General features: G+C 70.8%; 24 protein-coding genes and 1 riboswitch. Of the genes, 11 read left to right on the top strand and 13 right to left on the bottom strand.

Annotation, left to right across the window (positions count from 1 at the left end; genetic code table 11):
• Window positions 1-6: 6 nt before the first annotated feature.
• Both gcvT and AC3CBB_RS01645 read right to left on the bottom strand, forming a co-directional pair.
• On the bottom strand, window positions 7-1,194 hold the full coding sequence (gene gcvT, locus AC3CBB_RS01650) for a glycine cleavage system aminomethyltransferase GcvT (RefSeq protein ID WP_488625743.1): 1,188 nt from the start codon (window positions 1,192-1,194) through the stop codon (window positions 7-9).
• Window positions 1,195-1,347: 153 nt separating this feature from the next.
• A riboswitch (glycine riboswitch) is annotated at window positions 1,348-1,442 on the bottom strand.
• A gap of 71 nt (window positions 1,443-1,513) precedes the next feature.
• Entirely contained in the window at window positions 1,514-2,107 is a 594-nt protein-coding gene (locus AC3CBB_RS01645) for an SseB family protein (RefSeq protein ID WP_488625742.1), read from the bottom strand.
• 180 nt (window positions 2,108-2,287) lie between these two features.
• On the opposite strand from AC3CBB_RS01645, the gene AC3CBB_RS01640 reads away from it, so the two are divergent.
• Window positions 2,288-3,352 (top strand): DUF475 domain-containing protein, encoded by a 1,065-nt coding sequence (locus AC3CBB_RS01640; protein WP_488625741.1) that lies wholly within the window; start codon window positions 2,288-2,290, stop codon window positions 3,350-3,352.
• A gap of 14 nt (window positions 3,353-3,366) precedes the next feature.
• Here AC3CBB_RS01640 and AC3CBB_RS01635 read toward each other — a convergent pair whose 3' ends face one another.
• The gene (locus tag AC3CBB_RS01635; protein WP_123506214.1) at window positions 3,367-4,146 is read right to left on the bottom strand and encodes a class I SAM-dependent methyltransferase; all 780 of its coding nucleotides are present in this window, start codon (window positions 4,144-4,146) and stop codon (window positions 3,367-3,369) included.
• A 64-nt stretch (window positions 4,147-4,210) separates the two neighbouring features.
• On the opposite strand from AC3CBB_RS01635, the gene AC3CBB_RS01630 reads away from it, so the two are divergent.
• The 4 genes from AC3CBB_RS01630 (at window position 4,211) to AC3CBB_RS01615 (ending at window position 7,695) form a co-directional block, all read left to right on the top strand.
• Window positions 4,211-4,693: an FBP domain-containing protein gene (locus tag AC3CBB_RS01630; RefSeq protein WP_123506215.1), complete on the top strand. Its 483-nt coding sequence runs from the start codon at window positions 4,211-4,213 to the stop codon at window positions 4,691-4,693.
• Window positions 4,694-4,770: 77 nt separating this feature from the next.
• The gene (locus tag AC3CBB_RS01625) at window positions 4,771-5,880 is read left to right on the top strand and encodes a LolA family protein (RefSeq protein WP_488625740.1); all 1,110 of its coding nucleotides are present in this window, start codon (window positions 4,771-4,773) and stop codon (window positions 5,878-5,880) included.
• An 11-nt stretch (window positions 5,881-5,891) separates the two neighbouring features.
• Complete coding sequence (locus AC3CBB_RS01620; RefSeq protein ID WP_123506217.1) at window positions 5,892-6,860, top strand: ABC transporter ATP-binding protein; 969 nt, start codon at window positions 5,892-5,894, stop codon at window positions 6,858-6,860.
• A complete protein-coding gene (locus AC3CBB_RS01615) occupies window positions 6,847-7,695 on the top strand; it encodes an ABC transporter permease (protein ID WP_488625739.1) in 849 nt (282 codons plus the stop codon). The genes AC3CBB_RS01620 and AC3CBB_RS01615 overlap by 14 nt, the downstream gene beginning before the upstream one ends.
• Window positions 7,696-7,716: 21 nt before the next feature.
• Here AC3CBB_RS01615 and AC3CBB_RS01610 read toward each other — a convergent pair whose 3' ends face one another.
• On the bottom strand, window positions 7,717-8,103 hold the full coding sequence (locus AC3CBB_RS01610) for a VOC family protein (protein WP_488625738.1): 387 nt from the start codon (window positions 8,101-8,103) through the stop codon (window positions 7,717-7,719).
• A 97-nt stretch (window positions 8,104-8,200) separates the two neighbouring features.
• On the opposite strand from AC3CBB_RS01610, the gene AC3CBB_RS01605 reads away from it, so the two are divergent.
• A complete protein-coding gene (locus AC3CBB_RS01605; RefSeq protein ID WP_488625737.1) occupies window positions 8,201-9,133 on the top strand; it encodes a glycerophosphodiester phosphodiesterase family protein in 933 nt (310 codons plus the stop codon).
• Here the strand turns inward: AC3CBB_RS01605 and deoC are convergent.
• Window positions 9,127-9,837 carry a deoxyribose-phosphate aldolase gene (deoC, locus tag AC3CBB_RS01600; RefSeq protein WP_488625736.1) on the bottom strand — a complete coding sequence of 237 codons (711 nt, stop codon included), beginning with the start codon at window positions 9,835-9,837 and terminating at the stop codon, window positions 9,127-9,129. The two genes, AC3CBB_RS01605 and deoC, sit on opposite strands and share 7 nt — an antisense overlap.
• Window positions 9,838-10,146: 309 nt before the next feature.
• Here deoC and bla point away from each other — a divergent pair, with 309 nt between their 5' ends.
• The gene (gene bla, locus AC3CBB_RS01595; RefSeq protein WP_488625735.1) at window positions 10,147-11,070 is read left to right on the top strand and encodes a class A beta-lactamase; all 924 of its coding nucleotides are present in this window, start codon (window positions 10,147-10,149) and stop codon (window positions 11,068-11,070) included.
• Between the two features lie 59 nt (window positions 11,071-11,129).
• On the opposite strand, the gene AC3CBB_RS01590 is transcribed toward bla, so the two are convergent.
• On the bottom strand, window positions 11,130-11,969 hold the full coding sequence (locus AC3CBB_RS01590) for an NAD-dependent epimerase/dehydratase family protein (RefSeq protein WP_488625734.1): 840 nt from the start codon (window positions 11,967-11,969) through the stop codon (window positions 11,130-11,132).
• Window positions 11,970-11,979: 10 nt separating this feature from the next.
• Window positions 11,980-13,590, bottom strand: coding sequence for an ABC-F family ATP-binding cassette domain-containing protein (locus AC3CBB_RS01585; protein WP_488625733.1), 1,611 nt, complete (start codon window positions 13,588-13,590; stop codon window positions 11,980-11,982).
• A 74-nt stretch (window positions 13,591-13,664) separates the two neighbouring features.
• Between AC3CBB_RS01585 and AC3CBB_RS01580 the strand changes: the two genes are divergently transcribed.
• Window positions 13,665-14,645, top strand: a complete 981-nt coding sequence (locus tag AC3CBB_RS01580) for a bifunctional methionine sulfoxide reductase B/A protein (RefSeq protein ID WP_488625732.1) — start codon at window positions 13,665-13,667, stop codon at window positions 14,643-14,645.
• A 151-nt stretch (window positions 14,646-14,796) separates the two neighbouring features.
• Here AC3CBB_RS01580 and AC3CBB_RS01575 read toward each other — a convergent pair whose 3' ends face one another.
• Window positions 14,797-15,387: a TetR/AcrR family transcriptional regulator gene (locus AC3CBB_RS01575; protein ID WP_488625731.1), complete on the bottom strand. Its 591-nt coding sequence runs from the start codon at window positions 15,385-15,387 to the stop codon at window positions 14,797-14,799.
• 88 nt (window positions 15,388-15,475) lie between these two features.
• Between AC3CBB_RS01575 and AC3CBB_RS01570 the strand changes: the two genes are divergently transcribed.
• Window positions 15,476-16,366: an aldo/keto reductase gene (locus AC3CBB_RS01570; protein WP_488625730.1), complete on the top strand. Its 891-nt coding sequence runs from the start codon at window positions 15,476-15,478 to the stop codon at window positions 16,364-16,366.
• Between the two features lie 9 nt (window positions 16,367-16,375).
• Complete coding sequence (locus AC3CBB_RS01565; protein ID WP_488625729.1) at window positions 16,376-16,735, top strand: DUF4180 domain-containing protein; 360 nt, start codon at window positions 16,376-16,378, stop codon at window positions 16,733-16,735.
• A gap of 131 nt (window positions 16,736-16,866) precedes the next feature.
• Here the strand turns inward: AC3CBB_RS01565 and AC3CBB_RS01560 are convergent, their stop codons facing one another.
• The gene (locus AC3CBB_RS01560; RefSeq protein ID WP_123506226.1) at window positions 16,867-17,157 is read right to left on the bottom strand and encodes a hypothetical protein; all 291 of its coding nucleotides are present in this window, start codon (window positions 17,155-17,157) and stop codon (window positions 16,867-16,869) included.
• Between the two features lie 122 nt (window positions 17,158-17,279).
• On the opposite strand from AC3CBB_RS01560, the gene AC3CBB_RS01555 reads away from it, so the two are divergent.
• On the top strand, window positions 17,280-17,786 hold the full coding sequence (locus AC3CBB_RS01555) for a DUF1877 family protein (RefSeq protein ID WP_488625728.1): 507 nt from the start codon (window positions 17,280-17,282) through the stop codon (window positions 17,784-17,786).
• A gap of 159 nt (window positions 17,787-17,945) precedes the next feature.
• Here AC3CBB_RS01555 and AC3CBB_RS01550 read toward each other — a convergent pair whose 3' ends face one another.
• The 4 genes from AC3CBB_RS01550 to AC3CBB_RS01535 all read right to left on the bottom strand — a co-directional run bounded on the left by AC3CBB_RS01550 (window position 17,946) and on the right by AC3CBB_RS01535 (window position 19,782).
• A complete protein-coding gene (locus AC3CBB_RS01550) occupies window positions 17,946-18,161 on the bottom strand; it encodes a hypothetical protein (protein WP_123506228.1) in 216 nt (71 codons plus the stop codon).
• Between the two features lie 101 nt (window positions 18,162-18,262).
• Window positions 18,263-18,727, bottom strand: a complete 465-nt coding sequence (locus AC3CBB_RS01545) for a phage tail protein (protein WP_488625727.1) — start codon at window positions 18,725-18,727, stop codon at window positions 18,263-18,265.
• 89 nt (window positions 18,728-18,816) lie between these two features.
• The gene (locus tag AC3CBB_RS01540) at window positions 18,817-19,107 is read right to left on the bottom strand and encodes a hypothetical protein (protein WP_488625726.1); all 291 of its coding nucleotides are present in this window, start codon (window positions 19,105-19,107) and stop codon (window positions 18,817-18,819) included.
• A 93-nt stretch (window positions 19,108-19,200) separates the two neighbouring features.
• Complete coding sequence (locus AC3CBB_RS01535) at window positions 19,201-19,782, bottom strand: LON peptidase substrate-binding domain-containing protein (protein ID WP_488625725.1); 582 nt, start codon at window positions 19,780-19,782, stop codon at window positions 19,201-19,203.
• Window positions 19,783-19,815 lie beyond the last annotated feature (33 nt).

The raw sequence follows: 19,815 nt of genomic DNA, 5'->3' as shown, positions 1-19,815 counted from the left end.
CACCTTTCAGGAGCGCTTGTAGAAGGGGAGCGCGACGACGGTCGCGGGGATCGTGGTGCCGCGGACGTCGACGCCGAGCGTCGTTCCGACGGCAGAGGCGGACGGGTCGACGTAGGCCATAGCCACGGGATGGCCGAGGGTCGGCGAGAGGGCGCCGCTGGTCACGACGCCGACCTCGGCGCCCGAGTCGTCGAGCACGGGGTACTCGGCGCGCGCGGCACGGCGGCCCTCGAGGGCGAGGCCGACGAGGACGCGAGCACCTTCGGCCGGCTCGACGGCATCGCGGCCGACGAAGACGTCTTTGCCGAGGTCGACGACGCGGCCGAGACCCGCCTGGGCCGGCTTCGTGTCGAGCCCGAGCTCGTGGCCGTAGAGCGGCATGCCGGCCTCGAGGCGGAGCGTGTCGCGGCTGGCGAGCCCGGCCGGGACGACCCCACGCGGAGCACCCGCCTCGGCGAGCGCCTGCCAGAGCGCGGGGGCGTCGTCGACGTCGATGTAGAGCTCGAAGCCGTCTTCGCCGGTGTAGCCGGTGCGGGCCAGGAGCACGGGCACGTCGTCGAAGGTGCCCTGCAGGGCGCGGTAGTAGCGGAGCTCGGAGAGCGGCTCGTCGGGGGCGAGGCGGTCGGAGGTGATCAGCTCGTCGAGCACCCCGGCCGACTCGGGGCCCTGGATGGCGATCAGCGCGGTGTCGTCGCTCTCGTCGTCGACCGTCACGTCGAAGCCGTGGGCGCGCTGCGCGAGCGCGGCGAAGGCCGCCTCGCGGTTGCCGGCGTTGGCGACCACCAGGAAGTCGTGCTCGTCGAGCCGGTAGACGACGAGGTCGTCGACGATGCCGCCCGCCTCGGCGAGCAGGAGCGAGTACTTCGCCCGGCCGATCGCGATCGACGACAGAGTGCCGGCGAGGGCGTGATCGAGGAACGCGCCCGCCTCCGGCCCGACGACGGCGATCTCGGCCATGTGCGAGAGGTCGAACAGCCCCGCGGCCTGGCGCACGGCATGGTGCTCTTGGAGGTCGGAGCTGTACCGGACCGGCATCTGCCAGCCGGCGAAGTCGGTGAAGCTGGCACCCGCCGCGACGTGGACGTCGTGAAGGGGGCTGAATCGGGCCTCCGGCGCGTCCGTGGCTGCGACCTCGGCCAGCAGGTCGTCGTCGCGCGGTTCGGATTCGGAAGGCAGTTCGGGTGCGTCGGACATCTCAGGGCTCCGGATGATCGAGGGCAGACGACCGCGGACTCGCAGTCGTGCTCCCCCTCTGTCATAGGCCTGAGAGCTTCACCGCGTCCGTGGTCGCGACTTTCACCGTGGGCGAGGAGCGTGCGACAGCGCGCTCCTGCTTTTCAGAGTGGCCCACACCGCGCGGTACGTCTACCTGAGAGATTGGCGGGGAAGCTTGCTCCTTCGGTGGCCGGCCGCATGGCCGGGCACTCTCCCGCGCAGTGGAAATGGCCCGATGTTCGATTGTGCGTGAAGCCTAGCAAGAGGCGCCGACACCCGGAGGTGCCGGCGCCGCGGCTCAGAAGTTCGGGATGCCCGACGGGTCGACCTTCTTCGGCGCGGCCGGCTCGCCCGAGCCTCCGGCGCCGGCGGCCGCCTGACCCTGCTCCATCGCCTCGAGCATGCCGCGCACGTCGTGGGCGAGCTGCTGCACGCCCTCGGCGAGCATCTCGAAGCCGGCGGTGTGGCCGGGGTTGACGACGAGGCCGGTCCCCTCGGGGATCGCCTGGACGAGCTCGGCGGCGGGCATCTGCACGGCATAGCCCGCGACCTGCGCGACCTGCTCGGGCACGCGGTCGATGTGCGAGAACACGGCGAGCATGGGCATGCCCTCGCGGTCGAACAGCACGGGCTCGAGCGCGTTGAGGTCGTCGGTCACCTCGGTGGCCGTCGGGACGACGATCAGCGCGTTGACGAACTGGCCGATGACCTCGTTCATGTCGCCCTCGCCGGTCTGCCCCTTCAGGATGGACGCCTCGAGGGGCGTGGCCTCGCGCTCGGGCGCGTCGGTGCCGGTCTCGTCGGTGCTCGTCTCGTCGGTGCTCGTCTCGTCGGCAACGGTCTCATCGGCCGCGAGATCAGGAGTCGTGGGGGTGTCTTCAGAGGAAGTCATCGCACCACTCTGCCCGGGATGGGGGCGGATCGCACAATTTCGCGTCGGGCGCTCAGGTGGTACGGCGGTCCGGAGTTCCTGCGCCGCGTGCAACAACGGAGGCCCCGCCCAGGGTCGGGTGGGTGACTGGACGCCCGGGCCCGACGACGCGCCGCCGCCTCGCGAACCCGAGGAGCCCCGATGCGCCCGCTCGTCCGTCGAAGCCTCACCCTGCCGCTCGCTCTGCTCGCCGGGGCCGTGGTCGCCGCGTGGCTGCTCATCTCGCCCGCCGCCGCGCTGGCCCTGATCGCGCTCGCCGTGCTCGAGATCGCGATGGCGGCCGACTCGTCGGTGCCGATGGCGGGGATCGCGTCGCGGATCCATCACCCGGCGAGACGCATATTCCTGTCGGTGGGGCTGGTCGCCGGAGTGCTGGCGATGCGCCTGATCCTGCCGCCCGCCGCCGTCGCGGTGTCGCTCGCCGAGTCGCCCGCCGACGCGGCCGCCGAAGCCGTGCTGCAGCCCAGCCTGTTCGCGGAGCACCTCGCCATGGCGCGCCCCGGGATCGCGGCCTTCGGCGCCGTCTTCATCTGGCTGGTCTTCTCGGAGTACCTCTTCAACGTCGACCGCGCCCCGCGCCGCGCCTGGCTCGGGAGGTTTGAGGCGGTGCTGGCCGTCGTGAGGTTCCCCCGGATCGCCGCCCTCACGATCGCTGCGGGCGCAGGAACTGCCGCCGCCCTCCTCGGCACCCCCGGCGAGCGCGCCGCCATCGCCGTCGGGGGCGCGACCGGCCTGGCGTCGTACCTCGGCGTCAAGCTCGCTCAGGCCTGGGCGAAGCGCGACGCCGCGCCGCCGTGGCGCCTGCACGTGCACGCCGCCACCGTCGTCTTCGAGCGCGGCCTCACGGTGTTCATGCTGTTCGAGATCCTCGACGGGGCCTACACGCTCTCGTCGCCGTCGCCGGAGTCGGGCCTCAGCCAGGTCGACCAGGCGCTCGTCGCCGCGGGTGGAGTCGGGGTCGGCGCGGTCTTCCTCGCCCGCCTGACGGCCACGGTCGACTCCCACCAGGGGCTCACGCGGCTGCGCTACCTCAAGGCCGGGGCGGCCTACGTGCTGGGTGTGCTGTCGGTGCTGCTGTGGGCGAGCCTCGCCGTGCCGATCCCGGCGGCCGTCGCCGGCTGGTTCGGGAGCCTCATCATCGGGGCGGCGCTGCTGTCGTCGCTCCCGCGTCGGCGCCGCGGGGCCCGTGCCGTCTCCCCCGCCTGACCCTCCCGCACCGGTCAGGGGCGGCCGACGATGAGCCGCAGCGAGCCGTCGAAGGACGGCTGGGTGCGCAGGTGCCCGAAGCGGGCGTCCCAGGCGCCGGACTCGAGGTCGGCCGACAGCCGTTCGACGAAGCGCTCCTCGACGCCGGGCTCGACGAAGCTCCACGCCGAGTTCGCGAGGCGCGCGCCCGGCTCGAGCAGCCGCTCGGGACGCCCGTAGTACGCCTCGCCGAACCCGTCGGTGCAGTCGAGCGGGATCGGCAGGCTCGTGACCGACACGTCTCCGCCGAGCAGCTCGGCGACCGCCGCCGGTGCGGGATACCGCGACCCCTCGACCGCGATCACCTCCGGCGCGTACTCGACGAGCCAGAACCGGTCGAGCGCGGCGGGGTCGCACGACAGCAGCACCACGGGCCCGCGGGTGACGCGCCGCATCTCGGCGAGGCCAGCGCCCAGGTCGCCCCACTGGTGGATCGAGAACGTCGACATCGACGCGTCGAAGGACTCGTCGGCGAACGGCAGGCTCTCGGAGGTCGCGTCGACGGCGGGCGTGAGGTCGGGCGGTCGGTTGGCGCGCATCGCCGCGCTGGGCTCGACGGCGGTCACGCCCGGGCGGCGGGGCTCGTACGAGCCCGCGCCGGCCCCGACGTTGAGGATCGTGGCGGCATCGCCGAGTTCCTGCGCGATGGCTCTCTCGATCTGCGGATCGGGTTGCCGGTAGTCGGTGTACCCGCGGCCGATGCGCCCGTAGTCGGCGTCGCCCGCGCTGCCGTCGATGGCGCGCTCGGTGCTCATGCCCCGACCCTACCGATCCGGCTGAGCTCGCCGCGCAAGCAGGGCGCGTGGGTAGGCTGGAAGCGTGAAGCCCCTGACCGAAGACGACATCCGCTCGTCGTTCGTGAACGCCATGCCGGGCGACCTCGAGCGGCTCCCGATCCCGGGTCTCCACGAGATGCTGTGGGAAGAGCGCGAGTTCCTCGGCTGGCGCGACAGCCAGGCCCACCTGCGCGGCTACATCGTCGTCTGGATGGACGACAAGCCGACGGGTCTCGTGGTCCGCACCTCGTCCACCTCGCTGCGCCCCGGCATCGCCGCGATGTGCTCGCTCTGCCACTCGCCGCAGCCGGCCACTCAGGTGCGTCTCTTCACGGCGCCGCGCGCGGGCGAGGCCGGCCTCAACGGCAACACCGTCGGCACCTACATCTGCGAAGACCTTGCGTGCTCACTGCTGATCCGCGTCGCTCCCCCGCACCTGAACCCTCCCGAGCGCATCGCCGAGCGCGCCGCCGGGCTCCTCGCGCGGGTGCAGAACTTCACCGCCGACATCATGAAGACGGCCTGAGCAGGATCTCCCCGGCGGGCTCGCAGTCTGCGGACGTACCCTTCTCGGAAGTTCGAACAGCGTAAGAAGGTCCTGAGATGAACAAGCAGCTCCGTTGGATCCCCGCGATCGCCGTGCCCGCCCTCGTGGTCGCCGGCGCCGTGGCGGTCCCTGCCATGGCCACTGCGTCGGTCAACCTCCCGCACAAGTCGGCGGCGCAGATCGTCGCCCTGGCGCAGAAGAGCGGCGGGTCGTCCTTCTCGGGCACGGTCGAGCAGACCGCAAATCTCGGCCTTCCCGACCTGTCGTCCCTCCAGGGCGCGCAGGGCGGCAGCGGCGACTCCGGCAGCGTGAGCGACATCGTCAGCCAGCTGTCGGGCACCCACAAGGCCCGCGTGTTCGCCTCGGGCTCGACCAATTCGCGCATCCAGACCCTCGACCAGCTGTCCGAGCGAGACGTGATCCGCAACGGGGACTCCGTCTGGGCCTACGACTCGTCGTCGAAGAAGGCCGTCCACGCGACGATCCCGTCCTCGGGCGACCGCTCGCTGCCGAGCGCCGTCCCCTCCTCGCCCACCGACATCGCCGACCAGGTCCTCGCGCAGATCGACGACTACACGACCGTGACCACCAGCAGCAACGTCCGCGTCGCCGGCCAGAAGGCGTACCAGATCACGCTCACGCCGAAGAACGACACCACCACGCTCGTGGGCGACGTGACACTAGCCGTGGACGCCTCGACCGGCATCCCGCTCCGCGCAGCCATCACAGCCGCGGGCCAGAGCGACCCCGCCTACTCGGTCGCCTTCACGTCGATCGACTACTCGACGCCCTCGGCGTCGACCTTCGCGTTCACGCCGCCGAAGGGCACCGCCGTCAAGACGATCACGGCCCCGACGTCGGCCTCGTCGTCGAAGCACTTCGTCCACCCGGGCGCGGTCTCCCGCGAAGACAGAGTCGCAAAGTCCGAGGCCGAGCCGACGGTGACCGGCACCGGCTGGTCGACCGTCGTGGGGCTCACGCTGCCAGCTGGCGACACCTCGGCGCTGAGCGGGTCTCAGGCCGGGATGCTCGATCAGGTCACGACGGCCGTCGCGGGTGGCCGCCTGCTCCAGACCTCGCTCGTGTCGGTTCTCCTGACCGACGACGGCCACGTCTACGTCGGAGCCGTCAAGCCGTCCGCCCTCGAAGCCGCCGCCGGCGAGTAACTGCGACAGGGGTGCCCGACAGCACAGCGCCGAAGAGCTCGGCGAGCACAGAGGCCGCCATCGAGACGACGGCTCTCACCAAGACGTTCGGTCGGCAGCGCGCCGTCGACGGCGTCGACCTGCGGGTTCCTCGGGGCAGCGTCTTCGGTTTCCTGGGGCCCAACGGGTCGGGTAAGACCTCGACGATCCGCATGCTGCTCGGCCTGACGCAGGCGACGAGCGGCGATATCCGCCTGCTGGGTGCGCCGATGCCCGGCGACCTGCGCCGGGTCCTCCCGCGGGTGGGTGCTCTCGTCGAGGGTCCGGCGTTCGCGCCGTTCCTCTCGGGACGCGCCAATCTGCACCGCCTCGACACCGCCGACCGCGACGCCCCGTCGGCCAGCCGCCGCGACAGAGTCGACGCGGCCCTCGACCGGGTCGGTCTCGGACACGCCGCCGACAAGAAGGCGCACGCGTACTCGCTCGGCATGAAGCAGCGCCTCGGTATCGCCGGCGCCCTGCTGATGCCCCGAGAGCTGCTCATCCTCGACGAGCCCAGCAACGGGCTCGACCCCCAGGGCACGCGCGAGGTCCGGTCGCTGATCGGCTCCCTCGCCGACGACGGCACGACCGTGTTCGTCTCGAGCCACCTGCTCAGCGAGATCGAGCAGATGTGCTCGCACGTCGCCGTCATGAGCGCCGGGCGCCTGCTCACCCAGGGCACTCTCGACGAAGTGCGGCGCCACGGTGTCCAGCGCATCGTCGTCACGACGCCCGACGGCGCCGAGGCCGCCGCAGTCCTGGCGGGGCTGGGGCTCGAAGCCGCGACGACGCCCGCCGGAGTCTCGGCCGAGCTCCCCGTCGACGACACCGAGCCCGAGCGAATCACCGCCGCGCTGGTGGCGGCGGGTGTGCGGGTTCGCGGGCTCCAGGTCACCGGGGCCACTCTCGAGGATCGGTTCGTCGACCTGACCGGGGAGGGGTTCGATGTCGCAGGCTGAGGCGCGGGTTCGGGGTGGGCGGCTCGGCCTCGAGTTCCTGCTGTCCGAGATGAAGACGCTGTTCCGCCGCGCGCGGACCATCGCCATGCTGGGTGCCCTGGCGGCGGTGCCGGTGCTGCTCGCCGTCGCCGTCCGCATCACGACCGGCGGTGAGAGCGGTCGGGGGCCGGCGTTCCTGGGCGACATCACGCAGAACGGGCTGTTCGTCGCCCTGACCTCGCTCGTCGTGGCGATCCCGCTCTTCCTGCCGCTCACGGTCGGCGTGGTCGCCGGCGACACGGTGGCCGGCGAGGCCGGGCTCGGGACGCTGCGGTACCTCCTGGTGGCGCCCGCGGGCCGCGTCCGGCTGCTCGTCGTGAAGTACCTCGCGACGGCGGTGTTCTGCCTCGCGTCGACTCTCGTGATCGTGATCGTCGGGGCGGCGATCGGGGCGATCCTGTTTCCGATCGGGCCCGTGACACTGCTCTCCGGTCAGACGGTCGGGCTGGGCGCCTACTTCGCCCGGCTGCTGCTGCTCGCGCTCTACGTGACGGTGTCGATGCTCGGCCTGTCGGCGATCGGCCTGTTCATCTCGACGATGACGTCGGTGCCGGTCGGAGCGATGGCCGCGACGATCGTGCTCTCGACGGTGGCGCAGATCCTGGGGTCGCTGCCGCAGCTGGAGTTCTTGCACCCGTGGCTGTTCACCGACCACTGGCTGGAGTTCGGCGACCTGCTGCGCGCGCCGATCTCGTGGGAGTCGTTCGGAGACAACGCGCTGCTGCAGGCGGGCTACATCGTCGTGTTCGGGTTCCTGGCGTGGGGCCGGTTCTCGACGAAGGACATCCTGAGCTGAGGGGCGGCCGCCCCGCCGCCGTCAGGCCGACTCGCGGCACAGGCAGAACGGATGCCCCGCCGGGTCGAGGTACACCCGGAACGTGTGCCCCTCTCCTTCGGGCAGCCCCGTCGCAGTCGCGCCCGCCTCGACCACGAACGCCTCGGCCTCGTCGAGATCGACCACGTCGAGATCGAGATGGCTCTGCTGCGGCACGGCCCCGTCGGGCCAGGTCGGTGCGACGTGGTCGGGCGCCAGCTGGAAGGCCATGCCCGGCGCGACGCCCTCGGCGGGCCGGATGGTGATCCAGTCGTCGTCGGCGTCAATGAAGTCCCAGCCGAGGATCGTCCGGTAGAAGTCGGCGAGGCCTGCGATGTCGGCGGCGTCCAGCACCGTCAGGTCGAGGCGGATCGAAGGTCGTGTCGTCATGCCCGCAGGGTACGCCGCGGCACACGCCGACGCCGATGGGCCAGCGAACTTCGACGACCCCCTATCGATCGGCGTGACGAATGCTCATACTTGCGATATGTCCAGCGCCGGACCCGAACCGAAGCGCGGGCCGTCTCGCCGGGCGGTCCTGATCGGCGCGGGCGCGGTCGCGCTGGCCGGGGCCGGCACCGGCGCGGCGTTCGCACTGCGTCCACCGGCCGCCACCGAGCAACCCGCCGAAGCGGCCGAGACGGCAGGGCGCCTGGCCACTCGGCTCCTCGACACCCCGGGGTTCACGGTCGCCCACCACGGCGGATCGCGCGACTGGCCCGAGGAGTCGCTGTACGCCTACAAGCGATCGGTCTCCGCCGGCATCAACGCCCTCGAGGTGTCGCTCGCGCGCTCGTCGGACGGCGTCTGGTTCGGCCTCCACGACACCACCCTCGACCGCACGTCGGGCACCTTCCACATCGACGCGGCCGACTACACCTGGGCCGAGATCAACGCGCTCCGCATCAAGCCGCCGAGCACGGGAACTCCCGGCCAGGCGACCCGCGCGTACGCGCGATTCGAGAGCATCCTCGACGCGCACGCGGCGACGCACACGCTCTTCGTCGACCCGAAGGCAGCCGACCCGTCACGCTTCGGCGAGGTGTTCGCGATCATCGAGAAGCGCGTCTCGGCGCCGACCGAGTCGATCATCGCCAAGGGCTACTGCACGAGCATCCCCTGGGCGACGGAGTCCCGCTCGCGCGGCTACCGCGGCTGGGGGTTCTACTACGCGAACGAGATCGCGGCCAAGCCGTCGCTGCTCGCCGACACTCAGGACTACTGGTCGGTGCTCGGCCTCGACTACGGCGGCGCCTCCGGCCAGTGGGCGGCGGTGCGGTCGATGGGCAAGCCCGTGATCGCTCACGTCGTGCCCTCCCTCGAGGCCGCGCGCGCCGCCCTGGCGCTCGGGGCCGACGGGCTCATGCTGTCGGGGGTGGCGGAGACCGTGCCGCATCTGACGGCGGGCGGTGCTCAGTAAGACGACGAAGCGCTCGTTCCTGCGCCCGCATCGTCACCTGAGGCCAGCAGCGCACGCGTACCCGAGACGCCGAGGCGAGTGGCACCGGCGGCGATGTAGCGGCGTGCGTCAGCGAGGCTCCGCACCCCGCCCGACGCCTTGACGCCGAGTCGGCCTCCGACGGTCTGAGCCATGAGCGCGACGGCGTGCTCGGTGGCGCCGCCTGCGGGGTGGAAACCGGTCGAGGTCTTGACGAAGTCGGCCCCGGCCGCCTCGGCGGCCTTCGAGACGGCGACGATCTCGTCGTCGGTGAGCACGGCCGACTCGATGATCACCTTGAGAACCGTGGGCGCAGGAACTGCCGCCCGCACCGCGGCGATGTCAGCCTCGACGGCGGAGAACTCGCCCGCCTTCGCGGCCCCGACGTCGATGACCATGTCGATCTCGTCGGCGCCGAGACGCACCGACTCGGCGGCCTCGAACGCTTTCACGGCCGACGTGTGCTTGCCGCTCGGGAAGCCGCAGACAACGGCGACCTTCAGCCCGCTGCCCTCCGGCAGGGTGACGGGGAGCATCGACGGCGAGACGCAGATCGAGTACGTGCCCAGGTCGGCCGCCTCGGCGATGAGGGCGTCGACGTCGGCGCGCGTGGCCTCGGGCTTGAGGAGGGTGTGGTCGACGATCCCGGCGACGTCGGCGGGGGTGGGCTCGGTCTCGTGGTTCATGCTCCCAGGGTAGCCGGGGCGGCCGACGCTCTTGCGCGAGGTGGCCGTCCGCGTCGCTTCGCGCTGCCCGGCCGCCCGCGAGATGGCCGTCTGCGTCACCCCGGCCCGAGCGCGCCGACGACAAGGGCCACCTCGCGCGCGACAGCGACGCGGCGCGGACAGCAGCCCCGCCGGCGGGCTGCCCGGCCGCCCGCGAGATGGCCCTCGGCGTCGCCCCGGCCCGGGCCCTCCGACGACGAGGGCCACCTCGCGCGCGCGAGCGGCCAAGCCACCACGGAACACCCAGGTCGGCCCGCGCACACTGGCACGGTGCGTGCCCTCCCGCTGATCGCCCTCGCCTCGTCCGCCCTCCTCCTCGCCGGCTGCACGGCCCCGCCGCCGACCGCGGGCCAGACAATGCCGACCGAGACGACATCGGCCTCGACGACAGCCGCCCCGACCGCATCCCCCAGCGCCGACGCCGCCCCGTTCCGCGCCCTCGAGTCCCGCTACTCCGCCCGGCTCGGCGTCTACGCCGTCGACACGGGCACCGGCCGCACCGTCGAGTACCGCTCCGGCGAGCGCTTCGCCTTCGCGTCGACGTATAAGGCCCTCGCCGCGGGCGTCCTCCTCAAGACGCAGACCGATGCCGAGCTCGACGCGGTGGTCCGGTACTCCGCGAGCGACCTCGTCGACTACTCCCCCGTCACCGAGAAGCACGTCGCCAGCGGAATGACCGTCCGCGCGATCATCGCCGCCGCCCTCCAGTACAGCGACAACACCGCCGCGAACCTTTTGCTCGAGCAGCTCGGCGGCCCGGCGAACCTGACCAGCGCGCTCCGGTCGCTCGGCGACGATGTGACGAACGTCGACCGCACCGAGCCCGACGTGAACACCGCGACGCCGGGCGACCCCCGCGACACGACCACGCCCGCCGCCATCGCCGGCGACCTGCGCGGCTTCGTCCTCGGCGGCACCCTCTCGCGGACCCGGGCGCAGGAACTCCGCGACCTCCTTCTCGGCAACACCACCGGGGCGCCCTGGATCCGCGCCGGGGTCCCCGCCGGGTGGCGGGTCGCCGACAAGACGGGGAACGCCTCCTACGGCACCCGCAACGACATCGCGGTGGTCTACCCGCCGACCGGCGACCCGATCGTGCTCGCCCTCCTCAGCGATCGCGGCGTCGAGGGCGCGGCCAGCGACGACGGCCTGCTCGCTGACGCGACGAAGGCGGTCGTCGAGCAGCTCCGCTGAGCGACGACGTCGGCGATCCCCATCGGATAGCGTCCGCCACCCCGGGCAGCCGGCCTTCCCTACGGGTGCCGGATCCCCTCGCCCGCGAGCACGGCCCGGTAGCCCTCGCGGAACGTCGGGTAGACGAAGCGGAACCCCGTCGACCGGAGCAGCGCGTTGCTGATCCGCTTGTCGCCGGCCCCGCGCAGTTCCTTCCGCGTCTCGTCGGGCGGGGCGACCTGGAGCTCGGCGGCCAGGAAGCGGAAGACGTCGCCGAGGCGCGCGGGCTCGTCGTCGACCGCGAGCACGAGAGGCGGCGCCGCCTCGAGCCCGGCGAGATGGACGAGGGCCGCGGCGATGTCGTCGCGGTGGATCCGGTTCGTGAAGGGCGACGCCTCCGGCACGGACGACGCACCGCTGCGCACCTGATCGATCAGGAACTCGCGCCCGGGCCCGTAGATGCCTCCCACCCGCACCACGACGGGGTGCGCTGCCCGCCGGTTCAGGAGAGCCTCGGCCTCCAGCAGCACTTCGGCGGTCGGCGTCGATGGCTGGGCCTCCGTCGCCTCCGTCACCTCCGATCCGTCGTCCACGCCGTACACGGCTGTCGACGACACCAGCAGGATCCGCGGATCGGCCTCCGATGCGTCCACCGCGTCGAGCACCGCTGCGAGCCCGTCGACATAGGTGGCTCGATACGCTTCCGGCGAGCGCTCCCCCGCGGTCAGAGCCACGACGATGACGGTGGTGTCCGGCGGGACGACGAGCCGATCGCTCCGGAGATCGAGCGACACGGAGTCGAGGGCGGCGGGGAGGAGATCGGCCCGACGTCGCACGGCGACGACGTGCTCGCCCTGCGCGACGAAGCGGAGGCCGACCTCGGTGCCGAGGTCGCCGGCTCCGGCGATGAGGATCGTCATGTCGAGGCGCCTAGGCCGCGGTGATCTCGAGCTCGCCGGCCTCGGCGCCCTCGGCGCCGAAGACGACCCGACGGGTGCCGACCTTCTCGGCGAAGAAGCGGTCGTGCGACACGACGACGACCGCGCCGGGGAAGTGCTCCAGCGCCCGCTCCATCACCTGGGTGCTGGCCAGGTCGAGGTGGTTGGTCGGCTCGTCGAGGAGCAGCACCGACGCTCCCGAGAGCAGGCACTGCGCCATCGCGACGCGGGCGCGCTGCCCGCCGGAGAGGTTCTTGATCCGCGACTGCAGGTCGGCCTCCGAGAACTGGAACATCGCCAGGAACCGGCCGACCGACTTGCGGGTCGCCGTCAGCGCCAGGCTGTCGGGCATCGCGTTGACGGCGTGGGTGACCGTGTCGTCGCCGTCGAGCTCGTCGAGCACGCGGTTGTACGACACGACCTTGGCGCCGGCCGACCAGGTGACCGACCCGCGTTCCTGCGCCTCCTCGCCCGTGAGCACCCGCAGCAGGGTGCTCTTGCCGCTGCCGTTGGCGCCGAGCACGACGATGCGCTCGCGTCGATGGACCTCGAACGACACGTCGCGGAAGAGCGTGCGGTCGCCGTACGACTTGGCAAGACCCTCGACGCGGCCGAGCACGTCTTTGACGTGCAGCCCGCCGTAGATCTCGGTGATGATCTGGTCGACGGGGCGCGGCGTCCGCGACTTCTTGATCTTCGCCAGCTCTTTCGACAGGGTCGTGCCCGCCTTCGCCGCCTTCGCGGCCTCGCGGCGGTCGGCGATCCCCTCGGACTCGAAGGCGAGCAGCTCGGACTCGTGCTGGTACTGCGACTCGAGGGTCTTGAGGCGGAAGGTCTTCTGCGTGATGTATTCGGCGAAGTTGCCCGCGTACTCGTGGAGGTGGAAGTTCTCGACCTCGACGATGCGGGTCGCGATGGCGTCGAGGAAGGACCGGTCGTGCGAGACGACGATCGCGCCGCCGCGGAAGTCGCGGAACCACGCTTCGAGCCACTCCACGCCCGCGACGTCGAGGAAGTTCGTGGGCTCGTCGAGCAGCAGCACGTCGGGCTTCTGCAGCACGAGCTTCGCGAGGGCCGCGCGGTTTCGCCAGCCGCCCGAGAGGTCGTCGATCGGGCTCGTGCGGTGGGCGTCGCTGAAGCCGAGCACGCTGAGGGCCGTGTCGATGTGGCGTCCGTACTCCCAGCCGTCGAGACGGTCCATCTCGGCGAACAGCTCGGCCTGGCGGTCGATGAGGCGCGTCAGCTCGTCGCCCGCATCGGGATCGACGGCGACGACGGCGATGCGGGCGTCGATGGCCGCGAGTTCCTGCTCGATGTCGGTGACGTGGGTGAACAGACCCTCGAGCTCCGCGACGATGGTGTTGGCGCCGTTCAGCTCGGAGAACTGCGAGAAGTAGCCGACGGTGACACCTTGCTCGACCGCGACCGTGCCCTCGTCGGGCTGCACCTGCTCGAGGATCAGCTTGAGCAGCGTCGTCTTGCCCGATCCGTTGCGGCCGATCAGGCCGACTCGATCGCCCTGCTCGAGCTTCAGGAAGGCCTCGCGGAGCACGGGACGGTTCTCGAATCGGACGGTGACGTCGTTCAGGCGGAGCAGGCTCATGGACTCAGTCTGACAGGGAACGTATCGGCCCCGGTGCGTGTTGTAGAGACCAGATACCGACCATTGGAGGCACAGTGTCGAACTCATACAGCAAGACCGACGAGGCCGTGAAGGCCCTGAACGCCGAGCAGTTCCGTGTCACGCAGCGGGGCGGAACCGAGCCGGCGTTCGATAACGAGTTCTGGGACCAGAAGGCGCCCGGCATCTACGTGGACGTCGTGACCGGCGAGCCGCTGTTCTCGTCGACCGACAAGTACGACAGCGGCACCGGCTGGCCGAGCTTCACGAAGCCGATCGCGGCTGAGAGCGTCACCACGAAGACCGATCGCAAGCTGTTCATGAAGCGCACCGAGGTCCGCTCGGCGACGGGCGACAGCCACTTGGGCCACGTCTTCCCGGACGGCCCGACGGCCGCCGGCGGCGAGCGCTACTGCATGAACTCCGCGGCTCTCCGGTTCGTGCCGGCGGGGTCGCTCGAGTCGGAGGGCTACGGCGAGTATTCGCACCTCTTCGAGTCGCCGACCACCCCGATCGGCTCATCGGCGCGTGAGACGGCCGTGCTGGCCGGAGGGTGCTTCTGGGGCGCGCAGCAGCTGCTGCGCCGCCGTCCGGGCATCATCTCGACGCGCGTCGGGTACTCGGGCGGCACGCAGGCCAACGCCACCTACCGGCACCACGCCGGTCACGCGGAGGCAGTCGAGATCGTGTTCGACCCGGCGTTGACGTCGTACCGCGAGATCCTGGAGTTCTTCTTCCAGATCCACGACCCGTCGACGAAGAACCGCCAGGGCAACGATGTCGGCGAGAGCTACCGCTCGGCGATCTTCTTCACGTCCGAGGCGCAGCGCGAGACGGCTCTCGACACCATCGTCGACGTCGATGCGTCCGGTCTCTGGCCGGGCAAGGTCGTCACCGAGGTGACACCGGCGTCGGACTTCTGGGAGGCCGAGGAGGAGCACCAGGACTACCTCGAGAAGGACCCGTACGGGTACACGTGCCACTACGTGCGGCCGGGGTGGCGGCTGCCGGCGCGGGATGCGAGCGTCGCGAGCTAGCGCGCGTCCTTCGCTAAGGAACTTCGAGGGGGCGGTCCTTGTCAGCGGTGCTGGCAGGGGCCGTTCTCCTTGTGGAGCGTGCAGGTAGGCGGCGATCTCCTTGCCAGCGTGCGCGCGGTCCTTATCCAAGGCAGCGACAGGCCCGCCCGCGTCAAGCCCGCACCCCCGCGACCAGCAGGTCGAGCAGCCGCCCGATCTGCTCGGGGTCGTCGCTCGTCGCCGTCGACTGGAACGCGCCGAGCAGCGCCGCCGTGACGTCGTCGGCCAGGATGCCTGCGCGCAGCACTCCCTCGTCGGCTCCTGCCGTCAGGTAGCCGTCGACGACGCCGTTGATTCGCTCGCGCGTCGACGGGGTCGCGATCGAGCCCGACGCCCAGCCCGCGCGGAGGACGTCCATCATCCCCCGCTTGGTGGCGACGAACACGGCGTACCGCTCCATCCACAGGCGCAGCGCCCGGTCGGCCGGCCCGGACGGCAGGGTCGCCGGGTCGGTCAGCGACGACAGCTCGGACTCGTACACCGCCTCGACGAGCGCCTCGCGCGTCGGGAAGTGCCGGTACAGGGTGCCGATGCCGACTCCGGCGGCCTTGGCGATGCCCTCCAGCGACACCGCTCGGCCGTCGGCGGCGGCGAAGGCATCGTGTGCGGCGCTCAGGAGGAGCTCGCGGTTGCGCAGGCCGTCGGCGCGCGAGCGGCGGGGGGTGGCGGGGGTCGACTGGGCGCGGGTCGTCTCGGCTGGCAAGCGGAGGCACCTCCGTTAATGCTACGGTGAACAAACCGGAGGCATCTCCGGAACAGCTTCATCTTCGCACACCACGAGAGGACGCACCATGACCAGCACCTCCACCGGCCGCCTCGGCGACCACACCGTCGGCCGCGTCGGCTACGGAGCGATGCAGCTCGAGAAGCTCCGTGACGACCGCCCCGCCGCGATCGCCCTCCTCGAGCACGCTCTCGCGTACGGCGTCGACCACTTCGACACCGCGGAGTTCTACGGAGACGGCTTCGTCAACGGCCTGCTCCGCGAGACGGCGGCGCGATCCTCCGAGGCCGTCGTCGTCACCAAGGTCGGCGCTGCTCCGAGCCCCGGCGGCCCGATCCCGCTCCGCCCCGCGCAGAGGCCCGACGAGATCCGCGACGCGGTCGAGGCCAACCTCCGCAGCCTGGGCGTCGACCGTCTCGACGTCGTCAACCTGCGCCGCCTCGACGTGGGCCCCGGCATCTCGGCCGAGGGCGATCAGGTCGTCGACGTCGACGACCAGCTCGAAGTGCTCGTCGGCCTGCGCGACTCCGGAGCGATCGGCGCCATCGGCCTCTCCAGCATCACCGCCGACACCCTCCGCCACGCGCTCCCCGCCGGCATCGTCTGCGTGCAGAACAGCTACTCCCTGATCAGCCGCGAGGCCGAAGACCTCCTCGACGTCTGCACCGCGAACGACATCGCCTGGGTGCCGTTCTTCCCGCTCGGCAGCGGGTTTCTGCAGGTGCCCAGGGTCGTCGACCGGCCCGAGGTGATCACCGGGGCGCAGGAACTCGGCCTCACCCCGTCGCAGGTCGGCCTCGCGTGGCTGCTGCAGCACTCCCCCACCACCCTCCTGATCCCGGGCCCCGCCACCGTCGCCCACCTCGACGAGAACCTCGCGGTCGCCGACGTGGTCCTGCCGACGTCGCTCGTCGAGGCGCTCGACGGGATCGCCGGCTCTGCCGCAAACCCGACCTAGGCTGGCGGCATGCGCATCGACGACTTCCCGGGTGGGCGCGTGCTGTTCGCCGACGACGACGGCCCGCCGCTCTCGACGGAGGGCGACGCCGTCGACCTCCTCGGCGAGGCGTTCGGTGCGGAGGCCGAGGTCATCGCCATTCCGGTCGGGCGCTTCGAGCCGGCGTTCTTCGACCTGTCGACACGGCTGGCCGGCCACTTCGCGCAGAAGCTCGTGAACTACCGCGTCCGCCTGGTCGTGCTGGGCGACGTCTCGGCGTTCGAGGCGTCGAGCTCAGCCCTTCGCGACTGGATCCGCGAGTCGAACACCGGTTCGAAGGTGTGGTTCGTGCGCGACGAGGCGGCTCTGGCGGCGCGACTCGCGGGGTGACTGACAAGGATTCAGGCCCTGGCCATCCTTGTGAGGCATGCGGCGCGACCGTCTTCTCCTTGTTGGGCGTGCAGATCCGCGGCCGCATCCCTGTGCGCCCGCGGGGCGTCCTCCGCTGAGGATCCCGCGCCTCAGAACCCCACGCGCCGCTGCTGCTGCGGCGGCGCCTCCGGAAACCCGGGCAACCCGAGCGACGAGAGGTCGGGGAACGGGAACTCCGGCACCGGCGGCACGTCGGCGTCGTTGAGGACGATGGGCGCACCTGGCGTCCAGAACAGCCATGAGGCGCTGCCCTCGGCGTCGATCAGGCTGATCTCGAGCGGCTCGCCCGCGGCTGCGGCCGCGGTGAGCTTGTCTTTCAGGTCGACGAGCTGCGACGACGAGATGGCGGTGCGGACTCCGGCGTAGACGATGTGCGGCATGGTCGGAGCCTATGCCTCGACCTGTGGAGGATTCTTCCCAGTCCGCCCAGGGCAGAACGATTGCCACTGGGCCTGTGGAGAACGCCAGCGGACACCGCCGCTCCGACTCCAGGATCGTCGGCATGGGAATTCGCTACTACGCCTATCCGGTCCTCGCCGACGACATCGCGCTCGCTCGCCAGAACCCTCTCGACTACATGAACAACAATCCGATCGTCGACCACGACGATCCCGACGACGACCGCCTGGTTCTGGAGCTCGACAAGTCCTGGCAGTACTTCCAGCGGCTCTTCGTCTGGCCCCACCGCTACCCCGACGACCCGTGTCTGAAGCTCGTGCAGGGCGAGGTGCAGTATCCCAACGGCTATGCGGAGGGGTACCGCTGCCACTACGCCGTGCTGGAGCCCTCCGAGATAGCCGAGATCGCGCTCTGGATCACTCACGTCGACAAGGTCGACGTCCTCGCGATGTTCCTCGCCTCCGAGCGTTGGCGCGGACGAATGGACGACGACGCGGCCGACCGTCTCCGCGAAGACGTCTCGTACGTGGGGCACTACCTCGAGAAGGCGAAGGAGTTCACGGCGCGGACCGCGGCGGCCGGCCACGGCGTGGTCTATCGCATCGGGTGAGCGGGTGCATCGGGTGAACTGGCGCATCGGGTGCGCGGGCGCATCGGGTGCGCGGGCGCATCGGGTGGACTGGCGCATCGGGTGAGCCCGGGGAGCTGCAGTTCCTGCGCCCGTGGCACGGGTGGGCGGCCTCGACGAGGTGCGCCCACCCGGAGGCGGCTACTCTTCGTTCTTCAGGGCGAGGCCGAGCGCGAAGAACGTCGGCGCCCAGTGGCCGACGAAGATGCCCCAGCGGTCGGACTGCGCCTTGTCGTCGGACTTCTTGCCACGCGACACCAGCCATGCGAGCAGGGCGATGATGATGGAGGCGAAGCCGCCGAGGTACATGTGCTCGCTACGGAAGCCGAGGTCGTGGACGAACTTGACGGGGTTCATGGTGGAGCCTTTCGGTTGAGATGGAGCAAGGAGTTGACCCCAGCACACTCCACCGAAGATGTGCGGCTCACCGGATGTACCCGGCGGTCGTCGCGGTCGCGCTAGTGCTCGCCCTTGATGACGAAGAAGGAGCCGCGGATCGTTCCGGCGAGCTTCGACTTCTGGCGCGCGAACTTGAAGCGCTCGACCAGCTCGTCGGGCACCTCCATGCCGTCGGAGAGCTTGATGCCGACGGCGCGCTTGCCGGCGTCGGCCACCGTGTACATGACGTTGATCGAGAGCCCCGACTCGAAGAAGACATATGCCATGCGCATGCCCTCGACCTCGAACTCGGTGACCTCGAGCGGCTTCGACGCGATCTCGATGTCGCGCTCGGTCTTCAGGATGTCGGTGATCCAGGCAAGCGTCTCGGGAGCCTCGTCGACCGTCGACGTGACGAAGACGTGGTCGTGCTTGTTCTTGAAGTAGCGGGCCTCGTTGGCGCGGAGGCCGGCGAGCGCGTCCGCGACCGGCGACGTCTCGAGGCCGGTCGTGGAGACGTTCACGAAGTCGACGGTGTACGGCATGGGGCTCCTCGGTGTTCTCGGTGGGGCAACGCTAGCGCGCCCCCGTGTCGCCGCGTTTCTCGAATCGCGTCGCGTTTCGCGCGTACCACCTAGGGCTGGCCGACGGTCTCCACGATCTCGCCGCCGACCTGCTGCACATCGAACTGGCGCAGGAACTCGCCGTCGACCTCGAACTTCGTCACGTGCCCCACCCCCGACGCCCGCACGTTCCCGTCCCGCGCGATCCGGATCGCGTAGTCCTCGTTCAGCACCGGGTAGAAGATCGGCTGCTCCGGGAGGCGCGGCGGCCACGCTGACCCTCCTGACTCGCGCACCAGCTCGAGCTCCTCGGGACCAGTCGGTCGCCACAGGGACACGGTTGTCGGCTCGTCCTGCGTCATGCCCCCACCCTGGCACGTCGTCTCGCTACAGATGCGAGGGGCGTCTCTGTCCAAAACAGTCCTCACGCCCGAAGTGAACGGTGGTGAGAAGCCTCACTCGGCGGACCAGAGCTCCTCGGCCTCGAGGACCAGATCGATCAGTTGACGCAGGAGACCCCCCAAGGTCGTCGACCTCAACAGGGTGTAGCTGTCGTAATCACCCAGCGGGGCGATCGCCGCCAGTTGCCAGACGGCTGCGACTGGATCGTCCGAGAGCTTGATGTCGTCATCTGACTGGGGCCCCGCGGCGCGAGCAATCAAGCGGCGGACAGCTGCTTCGGCCTGGTCCCGCAGGGGTGCGAGCTTCTCGGACCACTCGAGATCCGGCAGAATCGAGAGCTCGGCCTGCGGGTACGGATCCTCGTCGACCCAACGTTCGACTGTGAACCGCCGGGTCCCCAGGCCGACGATGAACAGGTCGTCGGCGCCCGCGGCGGCGCTCACGAGACGCGCCATAGTCCCGACGGAGGCGCGCTGGTCGCCACCCCCGGCTTCTGATCCGCGCTCGATGAGGACGACGCCGAACTCGGGTTCATCCTCGTCGAGCAAGCGGCCGACCAACGTGAGATACCGAGGCTCGAAGATACGCAGCTGGATGGGCACGAATGGGAACAGCACTGAACCCAGCGGGAACATCGGTGAGACGGCCATAACCCAGTGAAGCACCGC

Source organism: Frondihabitans sp. OV104 (assembly GCF_057787745.1).
This window is presented reverse-complemented; position numbering and strand designations above follow the sequence as displayed.

What these genes read in the sequence shown, in the direction of transcription:
- AC3CBB_RS01565 (WP_488625729.1), top strand. Translation starts at nt 16,376, where the DNA reads ATGCGCATCGACGACTTCCCGGGTGGGCGCGTGCTGTTCGCCGACGAC.
- AC3CBB_RS01605 (WP_488625737.1), top strand. Translation starts at nt 8,201, where the DNA reads ATGTCCAGCGCCGGACCCGAACCGAAGCGCGGGCCGTCTCGCCGGGCG.
- AC3CBB_RS01590 (WP_488625734.1), bottom strand. Translation starts at nt 11,969, where the DNA reads ATGACGATCCTCATCGCCGGAGCCGGCGACCTCGGCACCGAGGTCGGC.
- AC3CBB_RS01535 (WP_488625725.1), bottom strand. Translation starts at nt 19,782, where the DNA reads ATGTTCCCGCTGGGTTCAGTGCTGTTCCCATTCGTGCCCATCCAGCTG.
- AC3CBB_RS01540 (WP_488625726.1), bottom strand. Translation starts at nt 19,107, where the DNA reads ATGACGCAGGACGAGCCGACAACCGTGTCCCTGTGGCGACCGACTGGT.
- AC3CBB_RS01645 (WP_488625742.1), bottom strand. Translation starts at nt 2,107, where the DNA reads ATGACTTCCTCTGAAGACACCCCCACGACTCCTGATCTCGCGGCCGAT.
- AC3CBB_RS01585 (WP_488625733.1), bottom strand. Translation starts at nt 13,590, where the DNA reads ATGAGCCTGCTCCGCCTGAACGACGTCACCGTCCGATTCGAGAACCGT.
- AC3CBB_RS01615 (WP_488625739.1), top strand. Translation starts at nt 6,847, where the DNA reads ATGTCGCAGGCTGAGGCGCGGGTTCGGGGTGGGCGGCTCGGCCTCGAG.
- AC3CBB_RS01560 (WP_123506226.1), bottom strand. Translation starts at nt 17,157, where the DNA reads ATGCCGCACATCGTCTACGCCGGAGTCCGCACCGCCATCTCGTCGTCG.
- AC3CBB_RS01625 (WP_488625740.1), top strand. Translation starts at nt 4,771, where the DNA reads ATGAACAAGCAGCTCCGTTGGATCCCCGCGATCGCCGTGCCCGCCCTC.
- AC3CBB_RS01550 (WP_123506228.1), bottom strand. Translation starts at nt 18,161, where the DNA reads ATGAACCCCGTCAAGTTCGTCCACGACCTCGGCTTCCGTAGCGAGCAC.
- AC3CBB_RS01640 (WP_488625741.1), top strand. Translation starts at nt 2,288, where the DNA reads ATGCGCCCGCTCGTCCGTCGAAGCCTCACCCTGCCGCTCGCTCTGCTC.
- AC3CBB_RS01570 (WP_488625730.1), top strand. Translation starts at nt 15,476, where the DNA reads ATGACCAGCACCTCCACCGGCCGCCTCGGCGACCACACCGTCGGCCGC.
- gcvT (WP_488625743.1), bottom strand. Translation starts at nt 1,194, where the DNA reads ATGTCCGACGCACCCGAACTGCCTTCCGAATCCGAACCGCGCGACGAC.
- AC3CBB_RS01635 (WP_123506214.1), bottom strand. Translation starts at nt 4,146, where the DNA reads ATGAGCACCGAGCGCGCCATCGACGGCAGCGCGGGCGACGCCGACTAC.
- AC3CBB_RS01545 (WP_488625727.1), bottom strand. Translation starts at nt 18,727, where the DNA reads ATGCCGTACACCGTCGACTTCGTGAACGTCTCCACGACCGGCCTCGAG.
- AC3CBB_RS01555 (WP_488625728.1), top strand. Translation starts at nt 17,280, where the DNA reads ATGGGAATTCGCTACTACGCCTATCCGGTCCTCGCCGACGACATCGCG.
- deoC (WP_488625736.1), bottom strand. Translation starts at nt 9,837, where the DNA reads ATGAACCACGAGACCGAGCCCACCCCCGCCGACGTCGCCGGGATCGTC.
- AC3CBB_RS01610 (WP_488625738.1), bottom strand. Translation starts at nt 8,103, where the DNA reads ATGACGACACGACCTTCGATCCGCCTCGACCTGACGGTGCTGGACGCC.